Annotated in this window: 17 protein-coding genes; 11 read left to right on the top strand and 6 right to left on the bottom strand. The window is 57.4% G+C overall.

Going from position 1 to position 20756, the window contains the following annotated elements:
- Positions 1 to 128: 128 nt before the first annotated feature.
- Entirely contained in the window at positions 129 to 1022 is an 894-nt protein-coding gene (yegS, locus tag NTD86_RS16855; RefSeq protein WP_262203859.1) for a lipid kinase YegS, read from the bottom strand.
- A 173-nt stretch (positions 1023 to 1195) separates the two neighbouring features.
- Here yegS and NTD86_RS16850 point away from each other — a divergent pair, with 173 nt between their 5' ends.
- Positions 1196 to 2641 carry a mannose-1-phosphate guanylyltransferase/mannose-6-phosphate isomerase gene (locus NTD86_RS16850; protein WP_262203857.1) on the top strand — a complete coding sequence of 482 codons (1446 nt, stop codon included), beginning with the start codon at positions 1196 to 1198 and terminating at the stop codon, positions 2639 to 2641.
- 212 nt (positions 2642 to 2853) lie between these two features.
- On the opposite strand, the gene glp is transcribed toward NTD86_RS16850, so the two are convergent.
- Together glp and moaB are read right to left on the bottom strand one after the other, a co-directional pair.
- The gene (gene glp / locus NTD86_RS16845; RefSeq protein ID WP_262203855.1) at positions 2854 to 4080 is read right to left on the bottom strand and encodes a gephyrin-like molybdotransferase Glp; all 1227 of its coding nucleotides are present in this window, start codon (positions 4078 to 4080) and stop codon (positions 2854 to 2856) included.
- A complete protein-coding gene (gene moaB, locus NTD86_RS16840) occupies positions 4064 to 4603 on the bottom strand; it encodes a molybdenum cofactor biosynthesis protein B (RefSeq protein ID WP_262203852.1) in 540 nt (179 codons plus the stop codon). The genes glp and moaB overlap by 17 nt, the downstream gene beginning before the upstream one ends.
- 80 nt (positions 4604 to 4683) lie before the next feature.
- Between moaB and mobA the strand changes: the two genes are divergently transcribed.
- Together mobA and NTD86_RS16830 are read left to right on the top strand one after the other, a co-directional pair.
- Complete coding sequence (gene mobA / locus NTD86_RS16835) at positions 4684 to 5253, top strand: molybdenum cofactor guanylyltransferase MobA (RefSeq protein WP_262203850.1); 570 nt, start codon at positions 4684 to 4686, stop codon at positions 5251 to 5253.
- 101 nt (positions 5254 to 5354) lie between these two features.
- On the top strand, positions 5355 to 5576 hold the full coding sequence (locus tag NTD86_RS16830; RefSeq protein WP_048368724.1) for a YgdI/YgdR family lipoprotein: 222 nt from the start codon (positions 5355 to 5357) through the stop codon (positions 5574 to 5576).
- 95 nt (positions 5577 to 5671) lie between these two features.
- On the opposite strand, the gene NTD86_RS16825 is transcribed toward NTD86_RS16830, so the two are convergent.
- The 3 genes from NTD86_RS16825 to NTD86_RS16815 form a co-directional block, all read right to left on the bottom strand.
- Positions 5672 to 6958 (bottom strand): OmpP1/FadL family transporter, encoded by a 1287-nt coding sequence (locus NTD86_RS16825; protein WP_262203849.1) that lies wholly within the window; start codon positions 6956 to 6958, stop codon positions 5672 to 5674.
- A gap of 237 nt (positions 6959 to 7195) precedes the next feature.
- Positions 7196 to 8086 carry a pseudouridine synthase gene (locus tag NTD86_RS16820; protein WP_262203848.1) on the bottom strand — a complete coding sequence of 297 codons (891 nt, stop codon included), beginning with the start codon at positions 8084 to 8086 and terminating at the stop codon, positions 7196 to 7198.
- A gap of 56 nt (positions 8087 to 8142) precedes the next feature.
- Complete coding sequence (locus tag NTD86_RS16815; RefSeq protein WP_262203847.1) at positions 8143 to 8382, bottom strand: glutaredoxin family protein; 240 nt, start codon at positions 8380 to 8382, stop codon at positions 8143 to 8145.
- 228 nt (positions 8383 to 8610) lie between these two features.
- Between NTD86_RS16815 and NTD86_RS16810 the strand changes: the two genes are divergently transcribed.
- The 8 genes from NTD86_RS16810 (at position 8611) to NTD86_RS16775 (ending at position 20743) form a co-directional block, all read left to right on the top strand.
- Positions 8611 to 10347 (top strand): cation:proton antiporter, encoded by a 1737-nt coding sequence (locus NTD86_RS16810; RefSeq protein WP_262203846.1) that lies wholly within the window; start codon positions 8611 to 8613, stop codon positions 10345 to 10347.
- A gap of 144 nt (positions 10348 to 10491) precedes the next feature.
- Positions 10492 to 10806, top strand: a complete 315-nt coding sequence (locus NTD86_RS16805) for a YqjD family protein (protein ID WP_262203845.1) — start codon at positions 10492 to 10494, stop codon at positions 10804 to 10806.
- Position 10807: 1 nt separating this feature from the next.
- Entirely contained in the window at positions 10808 to 11182 is a 375-nt protein-coding gene (locus NTD86_RS16800) for a phage holin family protein (protein ID WP_262203843.1), read from the top strand.
- Positions 11179 to 11520 (top strand): hypothetical protein, encoded by a 342-nt coding sequence (locus NTD86_RS16795; protein WP_262203841.1) that lies wholly within the window; start codon positions 11179 to 11181, stop codon positions 11518 to 11520. The genes NTD86_RS16800 and NTD86_RS16795 overlap by 4 nt, the downstream gene beginning before the upstream one ends.
- A 173-nt stretch (positions 11521 to 11693) precedes the next feature.
- Positions 11694 to 13025 (top strand): deoxyguanosinetriphosphate triphosphohydrolase, encoded by a 1332-nt coding sequence (locus tag NTD86_RS16790; RefSeq protein WP_262203840.1) that lies wholly within the window; start codon positions 11694 to 11696, stop codon positions 13023 to 13025.
- 416 nt (positions 13026 to 13441) lie between these two features.
- Positions 13442 to 14068 (top strand): response regulator transcription factor, encoded by a 627-nt coding sequence (locus tag NTD86_RS16785; protein WP_262203838.1) that lies wholly within the window; start codon positions 13442 to 13444, stop codon positions 14066 to 14068.
- A gap of 8 nt (positions 14069 to 14076) precedes the next feature.
- Complete coding sequence (locus tag NTD86_RS16780) at positions 14077 to 17700, top strand: transporter substrate-binding domain-containing protein (protein ID WP_262203836.1); 3624 nt, start codon at positions 14077 to 14079, stop codon at positions 17698 to 17700.
- Between the two features lie 97 nt (positions 17701 to 17797).
- Entirely contained in the window at positions 17798 to 20743 is a 2946-nt protein-coding gene (locus NTD86_RS16775; RefSeq protein WP_262203834.1) for an HD domain-containing phosphohydrolase, read from the top strand.
- Positions 20744 to 20756 lie beyond the last annotated feature (13 nt).

Raw genomic sequence — 20756 nt, 5'->3', positions numbered from 1 at the left:
TTTCGTTGCAAGCCACGTCGTTGCAATGAAACCGTAACAGGCCCTAGGCTATCGGCCTGACAGCTTGCTTCTTGACCCCGCACACCCTCGAGCCGAAAAAATAGTAGCCATATGACATCCTGCAACCCTCAAGGGCTCAACAGCGGTGAATTCTGCGGCAGGTGCACGCGTAAAGCGTTTTTGTGCGCGCTGAAGCGCAAGTGATCGCCCCTCAGCGGCTCGCCGTCCAGATTGAGCGCCAACCCTTGTGCCGCCTTGATCTCAACCCACGGCAATCGCGCCCGGACATATAAGCTGTCCAGCCCCAGCCCCCCGGTCATGAGGTTTTTCAAGGTGCCGACCACTTCTTGAGGGGCGGGCAGGATACTGATATCCAGCAACCCGTCATCGGCCAGGGCCTGCGGGCATAATTCGTGCCCTCCTCCCGCCTGCCGACCATTGCCGATACCCAGCGCCAGCAATTGGCCTTGCCAGTGAAAATCGGGACCCTGCAGCTCTGCGTAGGCCGTTTGCAGCTCGCTGAAACGGGAAAGCCCGGTAAACAGATAGGCTGCGCCGCCGATGACTTTTTTCAGGTCTTCCGAGGTGTTGGCAGTGACCTGGCTGCCGAAGCCGCCGGTGGCCATGTTCAAGAAATACTGCCCATCGACTTCGCCCAAATCTATCGATCGAGCCGGTACGTCCAACAGCCCCAGGGCTTTATCGGGCTCCAACGGAATGCCTGCGGCGCGGGCAAAGTCATTGGCCGTGCCCAATGCCAGCAACACCAGGCTGGCCGTGGTCTGCGCCTGGGCCATGGCTTCGGCCACATCACGTAACGTGCCGTCGCCGCCCCCGGCAATCAACTGGGTGTAACCCGCCGCCAGGGCTTCGTGCACAAGACGTTGTGCATCACCGGCCTCCCAGGTGAGGCGCACCGCCAACTCGCGACCGCGCGAACGTTGCTGCTCGACAGCAGCCCGAACGTCTTCGTTCATGGCCTGCTTGCCGTGCAAAATCAAAAATGCCTTTCCTGCACTCATGCCGCTTCTCCTGATCAGTCAGAATTGTTGGACAACACCTCACCCAGAAAGACCCAACTTTGATAACTAATTTGCCAAAAAACCTTTCACGCTCGTCAACCTGTCGATCAAAACGCCAGAACCGGGCAGACTTCCCTCCCAACTGCAGCCCATAGCCCCTGGAGGCGTTTCGAATGAGCCCACTCATTCCCTGCATCATCGCCGGTGGCGCGGGCACCCGACTGTGGCCGGTGTCGCGCGAAGCCTTGCCCAAGCCCTTTATGCGCCTGCCCGATGGTGAAAGCCTGCTGCAAAAGACCTTTCAACGCGCCTGCGCACTGCCGGGTGTAAGCCAACTGTTGACCGTGACCAATCGCGAGGTGTTTTTCCGCACGCTCGACGACTATCGCCAGAGTCGCCAGAGTGATGTCGCGCTGGACTTCATCCTTGAACCCTTCGGGCGCAACACTGCTCCCGCCATCGCTGCTGCCGCGCTGCAGGTGGCGCAACGCTACGGCAACGATGCGCACCTGCTGGTGTTGCCCGCCGATCACTTGATCACCGATACCGCCGCCTTCCAGCATGCTGTCGAACGCGCCCGAGCCTTGGCAGACCAGGGCTGGCTGGTGACCTTCGGCATTCAGCCGACGCGGGCAGAGACCGGCTTTGGCTATATTGAACAAGGTGCAGCCCTGGGCGACAACGGTTTTGCCGTGGCACGCTTTGTTGAAAAACCGGCTGCCGCCACCGCTCAACAGTACCTCGCAGATGGCCGATACCTCTGGAACAGCGGGATGTTCTGCATGCGCGTCGACACCCTGCTGCAAGAACTGGACGACCACGCGCCACAGGTATTGCCCGCGCTAAGCCATTGTCTGGCGCACAGCCAGGTCTTTGCAGGCCAGCAGCAACGCCACCTGGAACTCGACAGCCAGACCTTCGCCCTGGCCCCGGATATTTCCATCGACTACGCGCTGATGGAGCGCTCGAAAAAAGTCGCCGTCGTCCCCTGCCAACTCGGCTGGAGTGACATTGGCAGTTGGCAGGCGGTGCGTGAGTTGAGCGAGGCCGACGCCAATGGCAATCAGTGCACAGGGCAAAGCGTGCTGCATGATGTGCATGACTGCTACATCGACTCACCCACGCGTCTGGTGGGTGGCGTAGGCCTCAAAGACCTGGTCATCATCGACACCCCGGATGCGCTGCTGGTCGCCCATGCCGGACGCACTCAAGACGTCAAATACATCGCCCAGGCCCTCAAACAACAAGGCCACGACGCCTATCGCCTGCACCGCAGCGTGACGCGCCCGTGGGGCAGCTACACCGTGCTGGAAGAAGGCCCGGGGTTCAAACTCAAACGCCTCGTGGTCAAGCCGCAAGGCGCACTGTCGTTGCAACTGCACCGCCATCGCAGCGAACACTGGATCGTCGTCAGCGGTACCGCCCAAGTGACCAATGGCGATCAGCACTTTGTACTGGTGCGCAATGAATCCACCTTTATCAAACCCGGCCGCCCGCATCGCCTGGTCAACCCGGCAGACGTTGAGCTGGTGATGATCGAAGTGCAATGCGGGGAGTATGTGGGGGAAGACGACATCGTGCGTCTCAATGATGTGTATGGACGCACTGAAACTCCCTGAAGTGCGCAAGGCTGTCCACTTGACCTAAGTAAACAGCATTGCGGTAGGAGCGAGCTTGCCTCGCGATCTTTTAATCTGGAAGGCCTCCCCCCGGAACCCCAGGCGGAGGGTTTCACGGCTGCAGGCAGCCGATCGCAGCCTCTTACCTCGTCAGCGACTACAGTCATGCCCTGCTCGAAGACGGGGCGGCCCCTCCTGGCGGTTTGAGGGAATTAGCCCAGCACTTCGCTTAGCGGGATAAAACCGACCCAATCGCCTTCGACCAGCGTGCTGCCTTCAAGCACTTCAACCAGCCCTTCGGCCCAGGCGGCACTGCGTAAAACGCCTGAGCTCTGGTTTTTGTAAATGATTGCCCGGCCTTGATCCAGTCGGCCACGCAGGTATTCACGGCGATTGCCCGGCTTGGCCCAAACGAATCCGGCCGGCACTTGAAATTTCAACGGCGCAACTTCTTGCACGCCTTGACGACGCAACAAGTAAGGCCGGGCCAGCAAGGCAAAGGTCACCAGAGTCGAGGCCGGGTTACCCGGCAAGCCAATCACCGGCACACCGCGAAAATGACCGAAGGTCAGGGGTTTTCCGGGTTTGATCGCCAGTTTCCACAGGGCCAGTTCACCCTCTTCACGCAACGCAATCCCCAAAAAGTCCGCCTCGCCCACCGAAACACCGCCGGTGGACAAGATCAGGTCAACCGCGCCCAGTTCCGCCAAGCGTTGCCGCGTCTCGGGCAGGTCGTCGGGCAAGATCCCGGCGTCGATCACCTCGCAGCCCATGCGCTGCAACCAACTGCACAACACCACACGATTACTGTTGTAGATCTGCCCCGGCCCCAGCGGCTGGCCCGGTTCGACCAGCTCATCCCCAGTCGACAGCACCGCCACCCGGACCCGACGAATCACCTTAAGCGTGGCAGCCCCCAGCGAGGCCGCCAGCCCTTGTTCAATAGGTCCAAGACGCGTCCCCGCAGACAACACGGTTTCGCCTGCTGTAGTTTCCTGCCCCTGAGGACGAATGTTCTGACCCACCGACAACGCTTCGGTGAACAGCACCCGATCATCGGCCTGCACTTGAGCGTTTTCCTGCATTTCAACGCAATCGGCGCCCTGCGGGACCGGCGCGCCCGTGAAGATGCGCGCGCATGTGCCCGGCTGCAAAGGCTCAGGCGCTTGCCCGGCAAAAATCCGCTGGCTCACCGGTAGCGGCTCACCCGACCAGTCGGCCAGGTTGAGTGCGTAGCCATCCATGGCGCTGTTCGGCCACGGTGGTAAATCGAGGCTGGCCACCAGGTCCTCGGCCAGCACACGCCCATCGCCGTCAGCCAGGGCCACCGACTCGCTCTCAACGATCGGGGCGGCTTCAGCCAGCGCCAACAGTTGCGCCAGCGCCACCTCAACAGGCATCAACTCACCTGTGCGCCCCGGCTTATCCACGGGTTTCACAGGCCGGTGCCTGCTTCAAGTGCGCGACAAAGTTGCAAGGGCGATGACGCGAGTCCAGTTGCTCGGCCAGGATGCCATCCCATCCCGTACGCACGGCATTGGTGGAGCCCGGCAGACAGCACACCAGCGTGCCATTGGACAAACCGGCCAAGGCGCGTGATTGCACGGTCGAGGTACCGATATCAGCCACCGAAATCTGGCGGAACAGCTCACCAAAACCATCTACCTGTTTATCCAGCAAACAGCTCACGGCCTCTGGTGTACTGTCACGCGCTGTAAAACCTGTACCGCCGGTGATCAGCACCACCTGCACTTCATCATCGGCAATCCAGGTGGCGACCTGAGCGCGAATTTTATACAGGTCATCCTTGAGCAATACCCGCGCGGCCAAATGGTGCCCTGCCTCGCTCAGGCGATCGACAAAGACTTGCCCGGAAGTGTCGGTTTCAAGGGTCCGGGTATCGCTGACGGTTAACACCGCAATGTTCAAAGGGACGAAAGGCGCATCAACCTTGGCTTTCATAAACGGGGTCCAGTTGTGGGAAAAACACTTGGATGTTATATCACGCCCTTGTTTTTTGCCTGGCTGAGCGGGGTAAACCCATGCGTGCGTTTCACAGTTCGATCCTGCTGCTGGCCGGAGGTCAGGGCCAGCGCATGGGCGGTCAGGACAAAGGCCTGGTGCTGTGGCACGAGCAGCCGTTGATTGCTTATGTGCAGCGGGTTGCACGACCGCTCACGGACGACTTGATCATTTCCTGCAATCGCAATCACGATCGCTACGCCGTGTATGCCGATCAGTTGGTCAGCGATGACAACGACGATTTTGCCGGGCCGTTGGCGGGCATTCGGGCGGGGCTGGCAGTGGCCCGGCATTCCCATTTGCTGGTGCTGCCATGCGATGTGCCCAGGGTCGATGGCGAGTTGCTCAAGGCCCTGCTTCGGGCTGCCGCGCTCACACCGGATCAACCGGTCATGTTACGTCAGGGCGAGCACTGGGAGCCCTTGTTCTGCGTGATTCCAACCGCCCTTGCTGCGATGTTCGAAGCGGCCTGGCACACAGGCGAACGTAGCCCGAAAAAAATCATGCTGCAGCTCAATGCACAGCCCGTACAATGCCCGCAGAATGATTCACGGTTAAGCAACTTCAACACCGCTGACCTGCTCATCTAATCTAACGTGCTGTTCTTGTGGCTCGCCAAGGAACTTGGGGGCGATGTATACGTCTCAAGGACAGTGATTAATAACAGCACCTCTATTTGTTGGAGATAAACATGACTCATCGGACTCTGGCCGCTCTTATGCTCACTGCTGGCCTGGCCGCCCTCGCTGGTTGCTCCTCGCCAAGCGTGATCACGCTCAACGACGGCCGTGAAATTCAGACTGTTGACGCCCCTAAGTACGACTCTTCGTCGGGTTTTTACCAGTTCAAACAACTGGACGGTAAAGAAACTCGCATCAACAAAGACCAGGTGCGCACCGTTAAAGAGCTGTAAGCCTTGGCTTTCGGACTTTAAAAAACAAAACCCGCCATGTGCGGGTTTTGTTGTTTAACGCGGATGTAAAAACACAGGTTAGGTGTACTGCACGATCAGAAGCGGTAGGTCACCGAGCCACCAAAACCGTTGGCACTGTTCTCATACTTCGCGTCATAGGTCAGCCCTAACGCTGGCAAGCTATCACGGACCTTGATCGGCTGCTCCTTGAGGTAGGAGTAAGCGACATCAAAGGTCAGGTTATCCACTGGCGTCCACCCCGCACCCACGCTGAAGACCGTACGGTCACCCGTAGGAATACGTACCGAGCGGTCAGTGTTGTTGGTTGGGGTCTGGTCCACCGTGAAACCGGTGCGCAGAACCAGTTGTTTATTGACCCGGTACGCAGCGCCGATGGCGTGCGACCACGTGTCGTGCCAGTTCTGAACTTCGGTGATGGAGTTCAGCCCGGCCAACTCGGCAGCAGCGTCGGATACACCCGAGTTATTGACGGTGATTTTCTTCAACTGGCTCCAGCGCGTGTAGGTACTGCCCGCATACAGGGTCCAGTCATCGTTGAGCTGGTGAGTGACGGAGAAGTCCACCGAGGACGGCGTGGTGATGTTCAGCTTCGCGCCATAACGCTGCGGTCCACCGTCCACCAGGTCCGTAAGAACACCCGAGGCGTTGGTGTTACCGGTCAGGTGGTAAACCACTTGCGAGTGGTAGGTCACACCAATGCGGGTACTGTCCAGCGCCTGCACCAACAGGCCGGCGTTGAAGCCTGTGGCGTTGTCGTCACCTTTGATCTTGACGTTTTCTGAGCCCAGACCAAACGCTGGCACCTGGGAGTCCAGCTCGCCCGTGAGGCGGTTGAAGGTCGGGCCAAAGCCCACCGACACTTTGTCGTTGAAGGCATAGCTGACTGTCGGCTGGATCGTGGTGACTTGAACCTTGCTTTTGTTGCCAAAGCCATTGCCCTGGAAACTGTGCTCATAATCGGTGATAAGGCCAAACGGGGCATAAATGCCCAGACCAAACGCCCAGTGCTCGTCGATCGGGGTCACCAGGTAACCGAACGGCACGCCGATACCGGGCACCATATCACCCTTGTTGGTACCCGGGTTTTCAGCGCCAAACTGCGTGGAACTGGCGTCCTTGATATCGCTTTTGGCATCAAGGTAGGTGGCACCGAAGCTGACTTCGTTGTGCTTGAGGCGGGCCATACCGGCGGGGTTGCCATATACGGTACTGGCGTCATCGGCAGAAGAGGAACGGCCGGCAAAACCGGTCCCCATGCTGCTGACACTTTGTTCGTTGAGGGAGAAACCACCGGCGAACAGTTGAGTTGAGGCAAAAGCAACGGAAAGCGCCAAAGCGCTTTTGAGCATTTTGTTATTCATTATTAGAACTCGAATGATTGGGCAGCGACGTGGAAACTATCAATCTTCGAGCGGGGTGTTTATGAAGAGTTTTTCATCTTTGTTTTTGTCAGACAATCTTGCTATTTCAACGACTTAAGCAGGCATTTCGTTCCTTGATCAGACCTTTTAGCCTGAATCTGACTGATCAGTTTCATACTGGCAACAGTCCTCTTGATCCGGTCTTTTAGACTCAATCGGCGTGCATCAACCAGACCCTTACCAGTCCAGGGAAATGCAGCTCTCAAAAACGCGCTCTTCGCCCGTCAGCGGGTCAGCAAAACGCAAACCCTGGGCCAAAAGCTTCAGCGGCCTGGCGTAGTCATCCACCGCGTCCTTGATCACCTCGGGATAGAACGGGTCGTTGCAAATCCCAGCTCCCAGCGCCGCCATGTGCACCCGCAACTGATGTTTTTTGCCGGTCACCGGGTAGAGCCCGTAACGCCACAAATCGCCATTTTTCTCACACACTTCAACGCGGGTTTCGGTGTTGCTGGCACCCGGCCCTTCTTGCATGCGGAAAAAAGGCTCGCCATCCACCAAACGGCTTTTGTGCACCAACGGCAACTCAAGCTCAGGCAAGGCGCGTGCAATCGCTTCGTAGCGTTTTTCAATTTTGCGCGTGGGAAACAACGACTGATACGCCGAACGACTGGCCGGGTTGGCCGAGAACAACACCAGTCCCGCCGTGTGCCGGTCGATCCGGTGCAAGGGCACCAGATTCGGGTTGTCCAGCGTGCGGATCAAACGACGCAGCAAGGTTTGCTCGACGTACTCGCCAGCCGGGGTCACCGGCAGAAAATGCGGTTTGTCTGCTACTACCAGATGCTCATCGGCGTAGAGAATGGTTTCTTGGACCGGGATAGGGGTTTCGTTGGGCACTTCGCGAAAATAGTGAATACGCAGGCCTTCCTTGTACGCCAGCAGCGGGCTGATCGGCGCTCCGTATGCGTCCAGCACGCGGCCGCGGGCGAATCGGTCCAGCCATTGCTCACGGCTGATGGCCCGAAAATGCTCGCATAAACACTCAAGCACTGTTGGCCAATCACCCGGCGGCAGAAACAAAGTGCTGGCTTGATGCTCGGCGGCGTTGAAAAGCTGAGTCGACATAAAAAACTCTGGGCAAGAAAAGCAGCCCGCGATTATCACGCACAGTGCGCCGCAAGCTATAGCAGAAAGTGAGTCACCTGCTCTGTATCAAACGGCCAGTCCAGTTCAGCGCCGGTATCGACGCGGCGCAACACGGGGATGCGCAAGCCGTAGGCTTCAACGGCGTCTTCACTGTCGGCGATATCAATCAGCTCAACCAGCAAGCCGTACTCCAGCACCAACGGCATTACGACGTCTTCGGCCAGTTCGCACAGATGGCAACCCAAGGTGCCGAGCAACTGACATTCGGGAAGCATGGTCATCAACCTGTGTAGGGTGAGCGCTTAGTTTAAGAGCCTTGCCCGGACACGTCGACACTGCCTCGGTAGCCAGACTCATCAGAGCAATCGCGTTACAGCAGTGCTTGCGACTACGCTATGTACTGGCGTGCTCTTGCAGCCCTTCCACGACCGCTGCGCAGTTCCGTGCCTCGACAGCGACTACAGAGTGCTCACCGCTTGAGAAATGAGTAAAGGAAACGCCTAGTGTTTGCCAATCTATTAATCATTCTTGCCTCGTCACTGGTGGTCATTGCTCTGTTTCGACGCTTGCAACTGCCACCGGTGCTGGGGTATCTGTGCGTCGGCCTGTTTATCGGCCCGACAGCGCTTAACTGGGTCAATAACAGCCCGGACCTGCCGGACCTCGGCGAGTTGGGGGTGGTGTTTTTGCTGTTCTCCCTGGGATTGGAGTTTTCACTGCCCAAGATGCTCAAGCTGCGCCGTGTGGTCTTTGGCCTCGGTAGCTTGCAAGTAATCTGCACCGCCGCCGTGCTGGGTGGGCTGCTGCTGGCCTTTGGCATGTCGGCGAACAGCGCCTTTCTACTGGGGGCCGGGTTGGCCCTGTCGTCCACCGCCATCGTCAGCAAAGAGCTGACCAGCCTGGGGGAGATTTTCAGCTCCCACGGCCAGAACGCGATTGGTGTGTTGCTGTTCCAGGACGTGGTTGCCGTGTTGCTGCTGACGCTGGTGCCGGTGTTTGCCGGCAGTAGCGAGCAGGCCTGGTATTGGGCGCTGCCCATCACCTTGGGCAAAACCGTGATTTTGTTCGTGGGTCTGCTGATCACCAGTCGCCTGGTGCTGCCGCGGCTGTTTCACGAAGTGGCAGCCTCGCGTTCAGCCGAACTGTTTGTACTACTGGCGCTGGTGATCGTCCTGGTCACAGCCTGGTTGACCCATTTACTGGGCTTGTCTCCGGCGCTCGGTGCCTTCCTGGCGGGCATGTTGCTGGGTGAAAGCCATTATCGGCACCAGATCGAAGCCGACATTCGCCCCTTCCGCGACATACTGCTGGGGCTGTTCTTCGTCAGCATCGGCATGCTCATCGACCTGCAATTGTTCCTGCACCACGGCTTTTTGATCCTGGGCCTAACCTTGGTTCTAATGCTGATCAAAGGGTGTGTCATGGCGGTCCTGGTCAAGCTGCGAGGCAGCGATGGCGAGACGGCATGGCGTAGCGGCCTGGCTTTGGCCCAAGGCGGCGAATTCTGTTTCGCGCTGATGGCACAAATGCAACTCAACGCGCTGATCCCTTCTGAGTACGCGCCTTACTTACTGGCGGCCACGTTCTGCTCCATGCTGCTGACGCCCCTGCTGCTTCGCGCCGCCCCCCGCATCGCGGCGAGCCTGCACCACACCTCGAACGAAGAGGCCGAGCTGGAAAAGATCTCAGAACAAAGTGCTGAACTGCATGGGCATGTGGTGATCTGTGGCTACGGTCGGGTCGGCCAGTCCATCGGGCGATTCCTGCACCGTGAAAAACAGGACTTTATTGCGCTGGACTACGATCCGGACCAAATCCAGAAGGCCAACAAAACCGAAAACACCGTGCATTATGGCGATGCCCGTCGTGGCGACCTGCTTCGGGCGGTGGGGCTGGATCGCGCACGGTTGCTGGTGATTGCCGTGGACAACACCGACATCGCGATGAGTGTGCTCAAAGAAGCCCGACTCATTACTCTGGACGTGCCTATTCTGGTCAGGACCCGCGACGACAGCCAGCTCACGGCACTCAAAGTGGCGGGCGCCACTGAAGTGGTGCCCGAACTGCTGGAGTCCAGCTTGATGCTGGCCTCCCATGCCCTGATATTACTCGGGCTGCCAGAAAAAACGGTACGCCATCGAGTCGATGAGGTGCGCCATAACCGCTATCACTTGCTGGAAGGTTGTCTGCAGCGTAGCGAACCTTTGGATACGCCGGTTTTCCCCCGCGAAGACGAATAATTTAAGGTAAGGTTTCTTTCAGTTAGGGTTAACCCTTCCAGGGGCATTGGCAGAACCGCACATTGATGCGATGCGAAGAAAAGTACTGAACCTTCAGCGAATGCCTACACTCGAACCATCAAGAAGCCACTCACGGAGATAATCATGGCCCGCATAACAGCAAAGAATGCTCAAGAAATCCTCAAGGCCGATTTCCAGGCCTTGGTCAACGACACCGAACGTCTGCTGGAGCACAGTGCGTTTCTGGCCGGCGACCAGGCCGATGAAGTGCGCGACCAGATCAAGCTGAGCCTGAAGAAAGCTCGCGCTTCGCTGGAAGACGCCAAGGAATCCTTGCAAGAACGGGGTGAGGCCGCAGTCTCTGCTGCCGAAGATTATGTTCAGACGAATCCGTGGCAATCGGTTGGCATTGCTGCCGGGGTGGGCTTTCTGATTGGCCTGTTGGCTACCCGGCGCTGATATGACAGAAGAATCCGGCTCCCCTCGTTCCTCACCGCGGCGCCTGGGTGCCGCGTTCCTGGGCTTGCTGCACAGCCACGTCGAGTTGCTGGGCATCGAACTGCAGGAGCAAAAAGCACGCACCGTCAGCCTGCTGCTGTTTGCCGGGCTGGCGCTGGTGTTTGCATTGCTGCTGCTGATTGGCCTGTCTGCACTGATATTGATCGTGCTTTGGGACAGTTACCGCCTGCCCGGTATCATCGGGCTTTGCGTGTTTTACACGCTGGCGGCTATTTTCTGCGGCTTGCGTCTCAAAGCGGCAGTGTTCGATGAGTCCTCTCCTTTCAACGCCACGCTTGAAGAGCTGGCCAAAGACCGCGAGCGTTTGATGCCATGAGCCTGCCTGAAATGCCGAATAACACTTCGCGCCGTGAAATGCGCAAAATGTTGATCCGCCTGCGCATGGAAATGCATCGCCAGGAAATCCGTCATGAATCGCAACAGTTGCTGGAGCCTTTGCACAAGATGCGTGGGGTCACCACTAACTGGAAGGAACACCTGGGCATCAGGCACGCACCGCTATGGGGTGTGGCAGTGGTCAGCGTGCTGGGTTTTCTGACCGGTAAAGGCACCAAGAGCAAAGGCGTGGGCGGTGTTTCCCGTCTGGTCGGCCTGGCGACCGGGCTGTTGCCGCTGATCAAAATGGTCATCCAGGGTTCAGCACGCAAGCCGTAGTCGCCACCCCAGGATCTGTTCCCGTTTTATTGCAGCGCCGACGCGGCTTGCACTAAAACGGGAACAGCCACTTCGCAGCTATCCTCTCGCTCCTCAACACCGACAACCACACCTTGCACCAACCCGCGTGAAGCGAGAAGCTGCGTCTTCAGTCATCAATGGAGCGCTGCGCCTTGGATTGGCAAACCCTGCTTAACCGCGAACGTCTGGGAAAACCTCACTACAGCCCCGAAGAGCTCGGGCGCAGTCCTTTTCACAAAGATCACGACCGGATCATTTTTTCAGGCGCCTTTCGCCGACTGGGGCGCAAAACCCAGGTGCATCCGGTCAGCAGTAACGATCACATTCACACCCGCCTCACTCACTCGCTGGAGGTCAGTTGTGTTGGCCGCTCGCTGGGCATGCGTGTCGGCGAAACCATTCGCAGCGCCTTGCCCGAGTGGTGTGACCCCGCCGATCTGGGCATGGTGGTGCAATCTGCCTGCCTGGCCCATGACATCGGCAATCCACCTTTCGGCCATTCCGGCGAAGATGCCATCCGCCACTGGTTCCAACAAGCCGCCGCCAAAGGCTGGCTGGATGACATGAGTGACGCCGAGCGAAATGATTTCTTGAACTTTGAAGGTAACGCCCAAGGTTTCCGCGTGCTGACACAGCTTGAGTACCATCAATTCGACGGCGGCACCCGGCTCACCCACGCCACACTCGGTACCTTCCTCAAATACCCGTGGACCGCCCGGCACGCTGACTCGTTGGGTTACAAGAAACACAAGTTCGGTTGCTATCAAAGCGAACTGCACTTGCTCGAAGCCATTGCCCACAAGTTGGGGCTGCCGCAAATCGAGGAGCAACGCTGGGCACGCCATCCTCTGGTGTACCTGATGGAGGCCGCTGACGACATCTGCTATGCCTTGATCGATCTGGAAGACGGCCTGGAGATGGACCTGCTGCAGTATGCCGAGGTCGAGTCTCTGCTGCTGAACCTGGTAGGTGATGATTTGCCCGAGACCTATCGCCAACTCGGCCCCCTGGATTCTCAACGGCGCAAACTGGCCATTTTGCGAGGCAAGGCCATTGAGCACCTGACCAATGCCGCCGCCCGCGCTTTTGTCGAGCAACAGGATGCCTTGCTGGCAGGCACACTGCCTGGTGATCTGGTTGAACACATGCACGGCACGGCCAAGCGTTGCGTGCTGGACGCGAAAAATATGGCGCGCAAAAAAATCTTCCAGGACAAACGCAAGACCCTGCATGAAATCGGCGCCTACACCACGCTGGAAATCCTGCTGAACGCCTTTTGCGGGGCCGCCCTGGAGCAGCATGGCCAAAAGACCTTGTCGTTCAAGAACCGACGCATTCTCGATTTGCTCGGCAACAACGCTCCGGAGCCAAACTGGACTTTGCATCGCTCGTTCATGCGCATCATCGACTTCATTGCGGGCATGACCGATAGCTATGCCACCGAAATGGCCAAGGAAATGACCGGTCGCTCAAGCCCCGTTTGAGCTGCAACCTCCCTCGTGTAAGCCGGGTCTCGAATTGTCGTTCGGACCCGGTCAACGATCCAGACGGCGCTCACCCTTGCAATCTGTTTAAACAATAAACCGGCCAAATCAAGCCCAAAAGGCTGTGCTCGCAAATGCATTACTACGCAAAAAGATCACCCAATAAAAACAGAACGATTTGTAGGGAAAATCCTAATTTGAATAGGAATACATAAACACGCTAACTATAAAACACCAATCAAACGATTCAGCTCGATATTAAACCGCCGCTACCACTCAAATATTTCGTGAGCCTGCGCCTTATTTAATGTAGGAATATTCCCATACTACGTTTGTAGGCTGATCACTTCGTGTCCCCGCCCATATATCTGAGCTAAGGTGCGCGCTTTCTATGCAGCTCTTTATGGGAATTTAATATGAACACAATTTTTATTGTCGACGATCATCCAGTAATCAGGCTGGCTATTCGTATGTTGTTAGAACATGAAGGTTATGAAATAGTCGGTGAAACTGACAATGGCGTAGATGCTATGCAAATGATTCGCGAATGTGTCCCTGACCTGGTCATTCTCGATATCAGCATTCCCAAACTCGATGGCCTGGAAGTACTGGCACGCTTTAATGCAATGAACTCAACCCTGAAAACCCTGGTTTTGACGGCCCAATCGCCCGCCCTCTTCGCCATGCGCTGCATGCAGTCAGGTGCGGCTGGCTACGTGTGTAAACAAGAGGAACTTAGCGAACTTGTCAGTGCAATTAAGGCTGTATTCTCTGGCTACAATTACTTCCCTAGCCAAGCATTGACTCCTGAAAATCTGGAGGGTCACAACTCTTCGGAGCTTGAGCTGTTCAAATTAGTCAACGACCGGGAACTCATGGTGTTGAAGCTCTTCGCACAGGGCAAAACAAACAAGGAGATCGCCACCGGCATGTTTCTCAGCAATAAAACCGTGAGCACTTATAAAAAACGGCTCATGCAAAAACTAAAAGCCAGCTCATTGGTCGACCTCATTGAACTGGCTAAACGCAACGCCTTAGTGTGAAAAACAGGATGCCCATGCGGTTAACTTATTACCTCTCTCTGCTCACAGGACTCTTCCTGTGTGTACCCGTTTTCGCCGAGCAGCCCAAAACAGAAAGCTTTCCCCTGCTCAGCCGTTCGGGCACCTATCACATGGACGTTGCGCTGGATAAACAACAGCGTTACTGGCTACAAGAAAAGCGTGTATTACAACTGGGAGCGTCTGCCCCCGACTATCCACCTTTTGACATGACCACCAGTGGTCAGGATTTCGAAGGCCTTACCGCTGACTACGCCGGCATCCTCGCTAAAGCACTGAATGTATCGATCCAGATCAAACGCTTCCCTTCACGCGACGCCGCCATCCAGGCTCTGGAGGACGGTAGCATCGACCTCCTTGGCACCTCGAACGGTTTTGAGGCGGCCAATCAGAAGCTGCTGCTATCTGCACCCTACGCCATCGACCAGCCGGTACTGGTAACCCGTGAGGGAGAGACCCGGCCTCTCTCTCACGGGCTGGCCGGCCTGCGTTTAAGCATGGTCTATCACTACCTGCCACTGGATGAGATCAAGGCGCTTTACCCCAAAGCCATCATCCAGTCTTACCCCTCGTACCAAAACGCAATTAATGCGGTGGCGTTCGATCAGGCCGATGTGTTTTTGGGGGACACCGTCTCGACCCATTACATGATCAACAAGGGTTATTTGAAGAACATCAAAATGGCTAATTTCGGCAAGCATGAGGCCTACGGCTTCAGCTTTGCCGTGCGCCGCGACAATCAGCCATTGCTCGACATCATCAACGCTACTCTGCTCGCCGTTCCCAACAGCGAGCGAGAAAGCATTGCCAAACGCTGGAGCGCCGGCAGCGATCTACTGCTGACCGATCAAAAGCTGCAACTCACAGAACGTGAAGAACGCTGGCTACACAACCATCCGGTGGTCAAAGTGGCGGTCAACGAAACCCTGGCGCCACTGACTTTTTTTGACGCTAACGGCAATTTCCGCGGCATTACCGCAGACCTGCTGGAAGTGATTCGCCTGCGCACCGGGTTACGCTTCGACATCCAGCGCGAGCGCAGCCTCAGCAGCATGATCCAACGCGTGCAGCAACACGAAACCGACATCATTTCCGTCATCAGCCCGTCCACTGCACGCGAAAGCGCATTGGCCTTCAGTCGCCCCTATCTCGAAAACTCCTTTGTCTTGCTAAGTCTCAAAGGAGCGGATCAACCCACCAGCCTCGATCAACTGGCGGGCAAGCGCCTGGCCTTGACCCAGGGCAATCCGTTGGTCGACTTCCTGCGCACCGAACACCCGCTTATCACCCTGGTAGAAACAGATGATATCTACCAGGCCACTGAGCTACTGGCCGATGGCAAGGTCGAAGGTGCAGTCAATACACTGGTCATCGCCAACTACCTGTTGGCCTCGCAACTGTTTCAAGACCGTTTGCAGATCAGCACCACCCTGGGCACTCAACCTGCCATGTTCTCCCTCGCCACAGCCCGAGACGCCCCCGAGCTCAGTTCGATTCTCAATAAAGCGCTGCTGAGCATCGGCCCGGACGAACTGGGGGTAATCAATAGTCGCTGGCGCGGGTATGTCCCGGCGTCCGACAGTTATTGGCGCAATTACCACCGCCTGATTTACCAGATCATTATTGGTACCAGCCTGCTGCTGTTGCTGTCACTGGCCTGGAACGGCTACATGCGGCGCCAGATCAACCAGCGGAAAAAGGCCGAACGCGCACTCAGCGATCAGTTCGAATTCATGAGCGCACTGGTCAATGGCACACCGCACCCCATTTATGTCCGTGACCGCGCCGGCATTCTGCAAACCTGTAACGACAGCTACCTGCAGGCTTTTTCAGCCAAACGCGAAGACGTGATCGGCAAAAACGTGATGCAGACCCAAAGCCTGCTCAACAATGAACATGAAGCCCATGACTACGAGGCCGATTACCAGCGCGTGATGCGCGAGGGCACCCCGCTGATCGTTGATCGCCCGCTGCATATCGGAGGGAAAACCCAGACCATTTACCATTGGATCCTGCCCTACCGGGACTCATTGGGCGAAGTCCAAGGCATTATCGGCGGTTGGATCGACATCAGTGATCGGCGTCAGTTGATGGATGAACTGCGCACCGCCAAGGAGCTCGCGGATGATGCCAACCGGGCCAAAAGTACTTTTCTGGCGACCATGAGCCATGAGATCCGCACCCCGATGAACGCCGTCATCGGCATGCTTGAACTGACACTCAGGCGCGCCGACCAGGGCCATCTGGAGCGCCCTTCCATTGAAGTCGCCTACAACTCGGCCAAAGACCTGCTGGAGCTGATCGGCGACATTCTCGACATTGCACGCATTGAATCCGGGCGGCTCAACCTCAGCTCGGAACGGGTGAACCTGCGCGAACTGGCCAACTCGGTGGTGCGCGTGTTTGATGGCCTGGCCCGGCAAAAAAATCTGAATTTGGTGCTGATATTCAGTCCGGCAGACAACCCGCCCGATGTGCTGATTGACCCATTGCGCTTCAAGCAGATCATGACCAACCTGATCAGTAATGCGATCAAGTTCACCGAGCGTGGCCACGTCACGCTGGAACTGAAGATGCTGGAAACCGACATTGCGGACGAGGTCGAGCTGCTGTTGAACGTGATCGACACCGGCATTGGCATCAGTGCCCTCAATCAGGCCCGTTTGTTCGAACCCTTTGCCCAGGCAGAAAACAATGGGCAACTGGCACTCAGCGGTGCAGGCCTGGGGCTGGTGATTTGCCGCAGCCTCTGCCAAATGATGGGCGGCACCCTCACCCTGAACAGCCAGCCCGACGTTGGAACGCAGATTCACATCAGGCTCATCGTCAAGACACTCGAACCTTGTGTACAAGCCCCGACACCAGAACCGGCTATTCCACCCGCTGCCCGCGCGTTGAACGTGCTGGTGGTCGATGACCATCCAGCCAATCGTTTGCTGATGTGCCAGCAATTGAGCTTTCTGGGGCACCACTTCATCACCGCGCACAACGGCGCGGTCGGCCTGGAACTGTGGGCAGACGGCGCCTTCGATCTGGTCATTGCAGACTGCAACATGCCCATCATGAATGGCTACGACCTGACACGCTCCATCCGCCGTTGTGAACAGACCTCAGACCGCGTGCCATGCACCATCCTCGGCTTTACGGCCAACGCTCAACCCGAAGAGCGCCTGCGCTGCCTGGAGGCCGGGATGAATGACTGCCTGTTCAAACCCATCAGCCTGACCTTACTGAGCCAGCGCCTGGCGGCGCTTGAGCCACAGCCGGCAACCCCAGACATCTTCAATATTGACAGTCTGCACTCCCTTGCCGGCCACGATGACAAGCGCGTCAAATTGCTACTCGAAGAGCTTGTGCGCAGTAACCGACTGGACCTCAAGGCGCTGAACGAATTGAATGTCGAGGAGGGTCTGGAACCCTTCGCCGCCATTGCGCACCGCATCAAGGGAGCTGCACGCATCGTCGGGGCAGACCAACTGATCAGCCAGTGCGAGCAGCTCGAACACGCCGGCCAGGCCACTCTTCAGGCGCGCAGTGAGGAGGTGCAGCACGCTATGCGTACACTCGAGCAAGCACTGTTGCGCGAACTGGCCCGGTGGGCCGCGCATACCTGAAATATTTTTTGCTTTAAAGGGCGACTCCGCAGGCAGCTTGGCTGGGGCTTTACTATGCTTACAGGCACCAGCACCCTGAGACTTGCGGAGTCATGCCATGCCTTTAACTATGCCCGCCAGTCAGCGTTTGTTCCCGCTGCATGTTCACATCAGTGTGGTGTTCACTTTTCTGCTGCTACTGATGGGCGTGGCACTGGGTGTTTTCAACTACCGGCAAAACACCCGCATCATCCTCGACAGCAGCCAGAAGCTGTTTAATCAGATCGAGCAGGATGTACAGCAGGACCTGCTGAAGACCTACCAGCCGCTGCGCAATACGCTGAACCTGCTGGCACGTAATCCGGCCGTACAGACCGATCAATTCGACGCTCGACTGCAGTTGCTGCCAACCTTTGTGCAAGCACTCAAAGACAATTCGGCCTTGTCTGCGCTGTATATAGGAGACAGCCAGGGTAACTTTTTCCAGGTCCGTCCGCTGCGTACCGACGCGATCAAAAAACGACAGAAAGCGCCAGACCAGGCCGCCTATGAGGTATGGACCGTACAACGCTCGGGCAGACCACAAGGGGCCGAATCGACCAAGCTTTTTTTTGATGAGACGCTGACATTACTGGCACAACACAGCACCCTTAATAACAACTACGATCCGCGTGATCGCAGCTGGTTTATCCCAAGCCACGGCAGTATCGATCACTCCACCACCAGCCCGTATCTGTTTTTCACGACAGAGGAAATCGGCACCACCCTGTCCAAACGCAGCTCGTCCAAGACGGTGATCGCCGCCGACCTGACCTTGTCTGAACTCTCCCGCACCCTCGCCAGGCACACAATCACACCCAGCACGCAAATCGTTCTGTTCGATGCCAGCGGGCAAGCCGTGGCGTATCCGGACACCAGTAAATTGCTCACCGGCGCCGATCAACTGCCCGCGGTGACGTCACTTCATCCGGCGCTTGAACGCCTGATCAACCAGGGCGCAGACGCTAACCACCACCTCAATGACGGCCAACGCCAATGGATCGTGTCACAGGCCAACGTGGACGATGGTGGTTCCAATGGTCTGCAATTGGCGCTCATGGTGCCCGAGGACGAACTGCTGGCCGATGCTTATCGGCTACGCTGGGAAGGCGCATTGGTGGCGCTGGCCTTATTGCTGTTGTGCCTGCCACTGGGCTGGCTGACCTCACGCATGCTCGTCAGACCCTTGAAGGGCCTGGTACGCGAAGCCAACGCGATTCGCAGCTTCGATTTCAATTACCCGGTGCAACAACGCTCTCCGGTGCTGGAGATCCAGCAACTGGCCGAATCCATGCGGCACATGAAAGAAACCCTCGCCAGTTTCTTCGAGATCACCGCCAGCCTCTCGGCGCATACCCGGTTTGAACCTTTGCTGCAGTCCGTACTGGTAGAAATGATCAAGATCGCTCAAGCCCAGGCGGGGTTGATCTACCTGACTGAAAACGATAGTGACAACCTGGAACTCAAAGGGTTGATCATCAATGACCAGACGCAAAACCTCAGCACTCTGGCGCCAGGCTTCATCCATCCCACGGACGACCAAGCCCCGGCATGGCTAAGCGCGCTCAAGGCAGGCCAGGACAGCGTGGTCTGCACACTCGACCTTGAACACGCGGGCGAACTGGGACCCATCATGGCCGAGCTCGACAGCCTGAGCATCCATGTGATCAGTATTCGATTGCACAACCGACATGGCGAAACCGTAGGGGTGCTGGCCCTGATCCTGAACAACAGCAACACCGGCAGACGCCAGAAGCCACTCAGCCTGGAGCGCATTGCGTTTATCAAGGCGGTGTCCGGGGCCGCGGCGGTGTCGATTGAAAGCCAGCGCCTGCAAGAACGCCAGAAGCAATTGCTCAATGCCTTTATTCAATTGCTGGCCGGAGCCATTGACGCGAAAAGTCCGTACACCGGCGGCCATTGCCAACGTGTCCCGGAACTGACCTTTATGCTGGCCAAGGCTGCCGAACAGAGCCAGGCCCCGCAATTCGCCCAGTACAACCCCACCGAGGAAGAGTGGGAAGGTTTGTACATTGCGGCTTGGCTACACGATTGCGGCAAAGTCACGACCCCTGAATACGTGGTCGACAAAGCCACCAAGCTCGAAACCCTGTACGACCGCATCCACGAAATCCGCACGCGCTTTGAGGTGCTCAAGCGCGATGCATGGATCGACTATTGGCAGGCCTTGGCCACGGGGGGCATCGCTCAACAACTGGCCGAACAGCGTGACGCCCGTCTGGCCGCGCTGGATGACGACTTTGCCTTTGTCGCGCGCTGCAACCTCGGTGGCGAGGCCATGGCCGAGGCCGATCTGGGGCGTTTGCGAGCGATCGCCGGGCACACCTGGAGCCGAACCCTGGATGATCGACTGGGTGTTTCCTGGGAAGAAAACAAACGCCAGGCCATTCGTGAAGCGCAGCCCTTGCCGGTGACCGAAACGCTGTTGGCAGACAAGCCTGAGCACGTGTTCACCCGCGCCGAGTCCGAACTGATCGCCAGTGACAATCCATGGGGGTTCAAGCTGGATGTGCCGCCCTGCAAATTCAATCGTGGCGAACTCTACAACCTGAGCATCACCCGCGGCACATTGACCAGCGAGGAGCGTTATATCATCAACCACCACATCGTCCAGACCATCCTGATGCTCAGCCGGCTGCCCTTCCCCAGTTACTTGGGCAACATTGCCGAAATGGCGGGCGGGCATCATGAGCGCATGGACGGCATGGGCTATCCCAAACGCCTGAATCGGGAAGAGATGAGCCTGCCTGCTCGGATGATGGCCATTGCGGATATTTTTGAAGCCCTGACAGCCTCGGATCGCCCTTACAAACGCGGCAAGACGTTGAATGAAGCGCTGACGATCATGGCAGGCATGTGCCACGACGGGCACATTGATCCACCACTGTTTGAACTGTTCATGCGCGAGCAGGTATTCATGCCGTACGCCAGGCAATACCTTGAACCGCAGCAAATCGACACGGTCGATGTCGATGCGCTGATGCTCAAGGCCGGCATCAATTGACCGATATGGCGGC

This window comes from Pseudomonas sp. 7P_10.2_Bac1 (genome assembly GCF_025465935.1).
In the GTDB taxonomy this organism is placed as follows: Bacteria; Pseudomonadota; Gammaproteobacteria; order Pseudomonadales; family Pseudomonadaceae; genus Aquipseudomonas.
The sequence above is the reverse complement of the archived record's forward strand: the minus strand, read 5'-3'. Positions and strand labels throughout refer to the sequence as shown.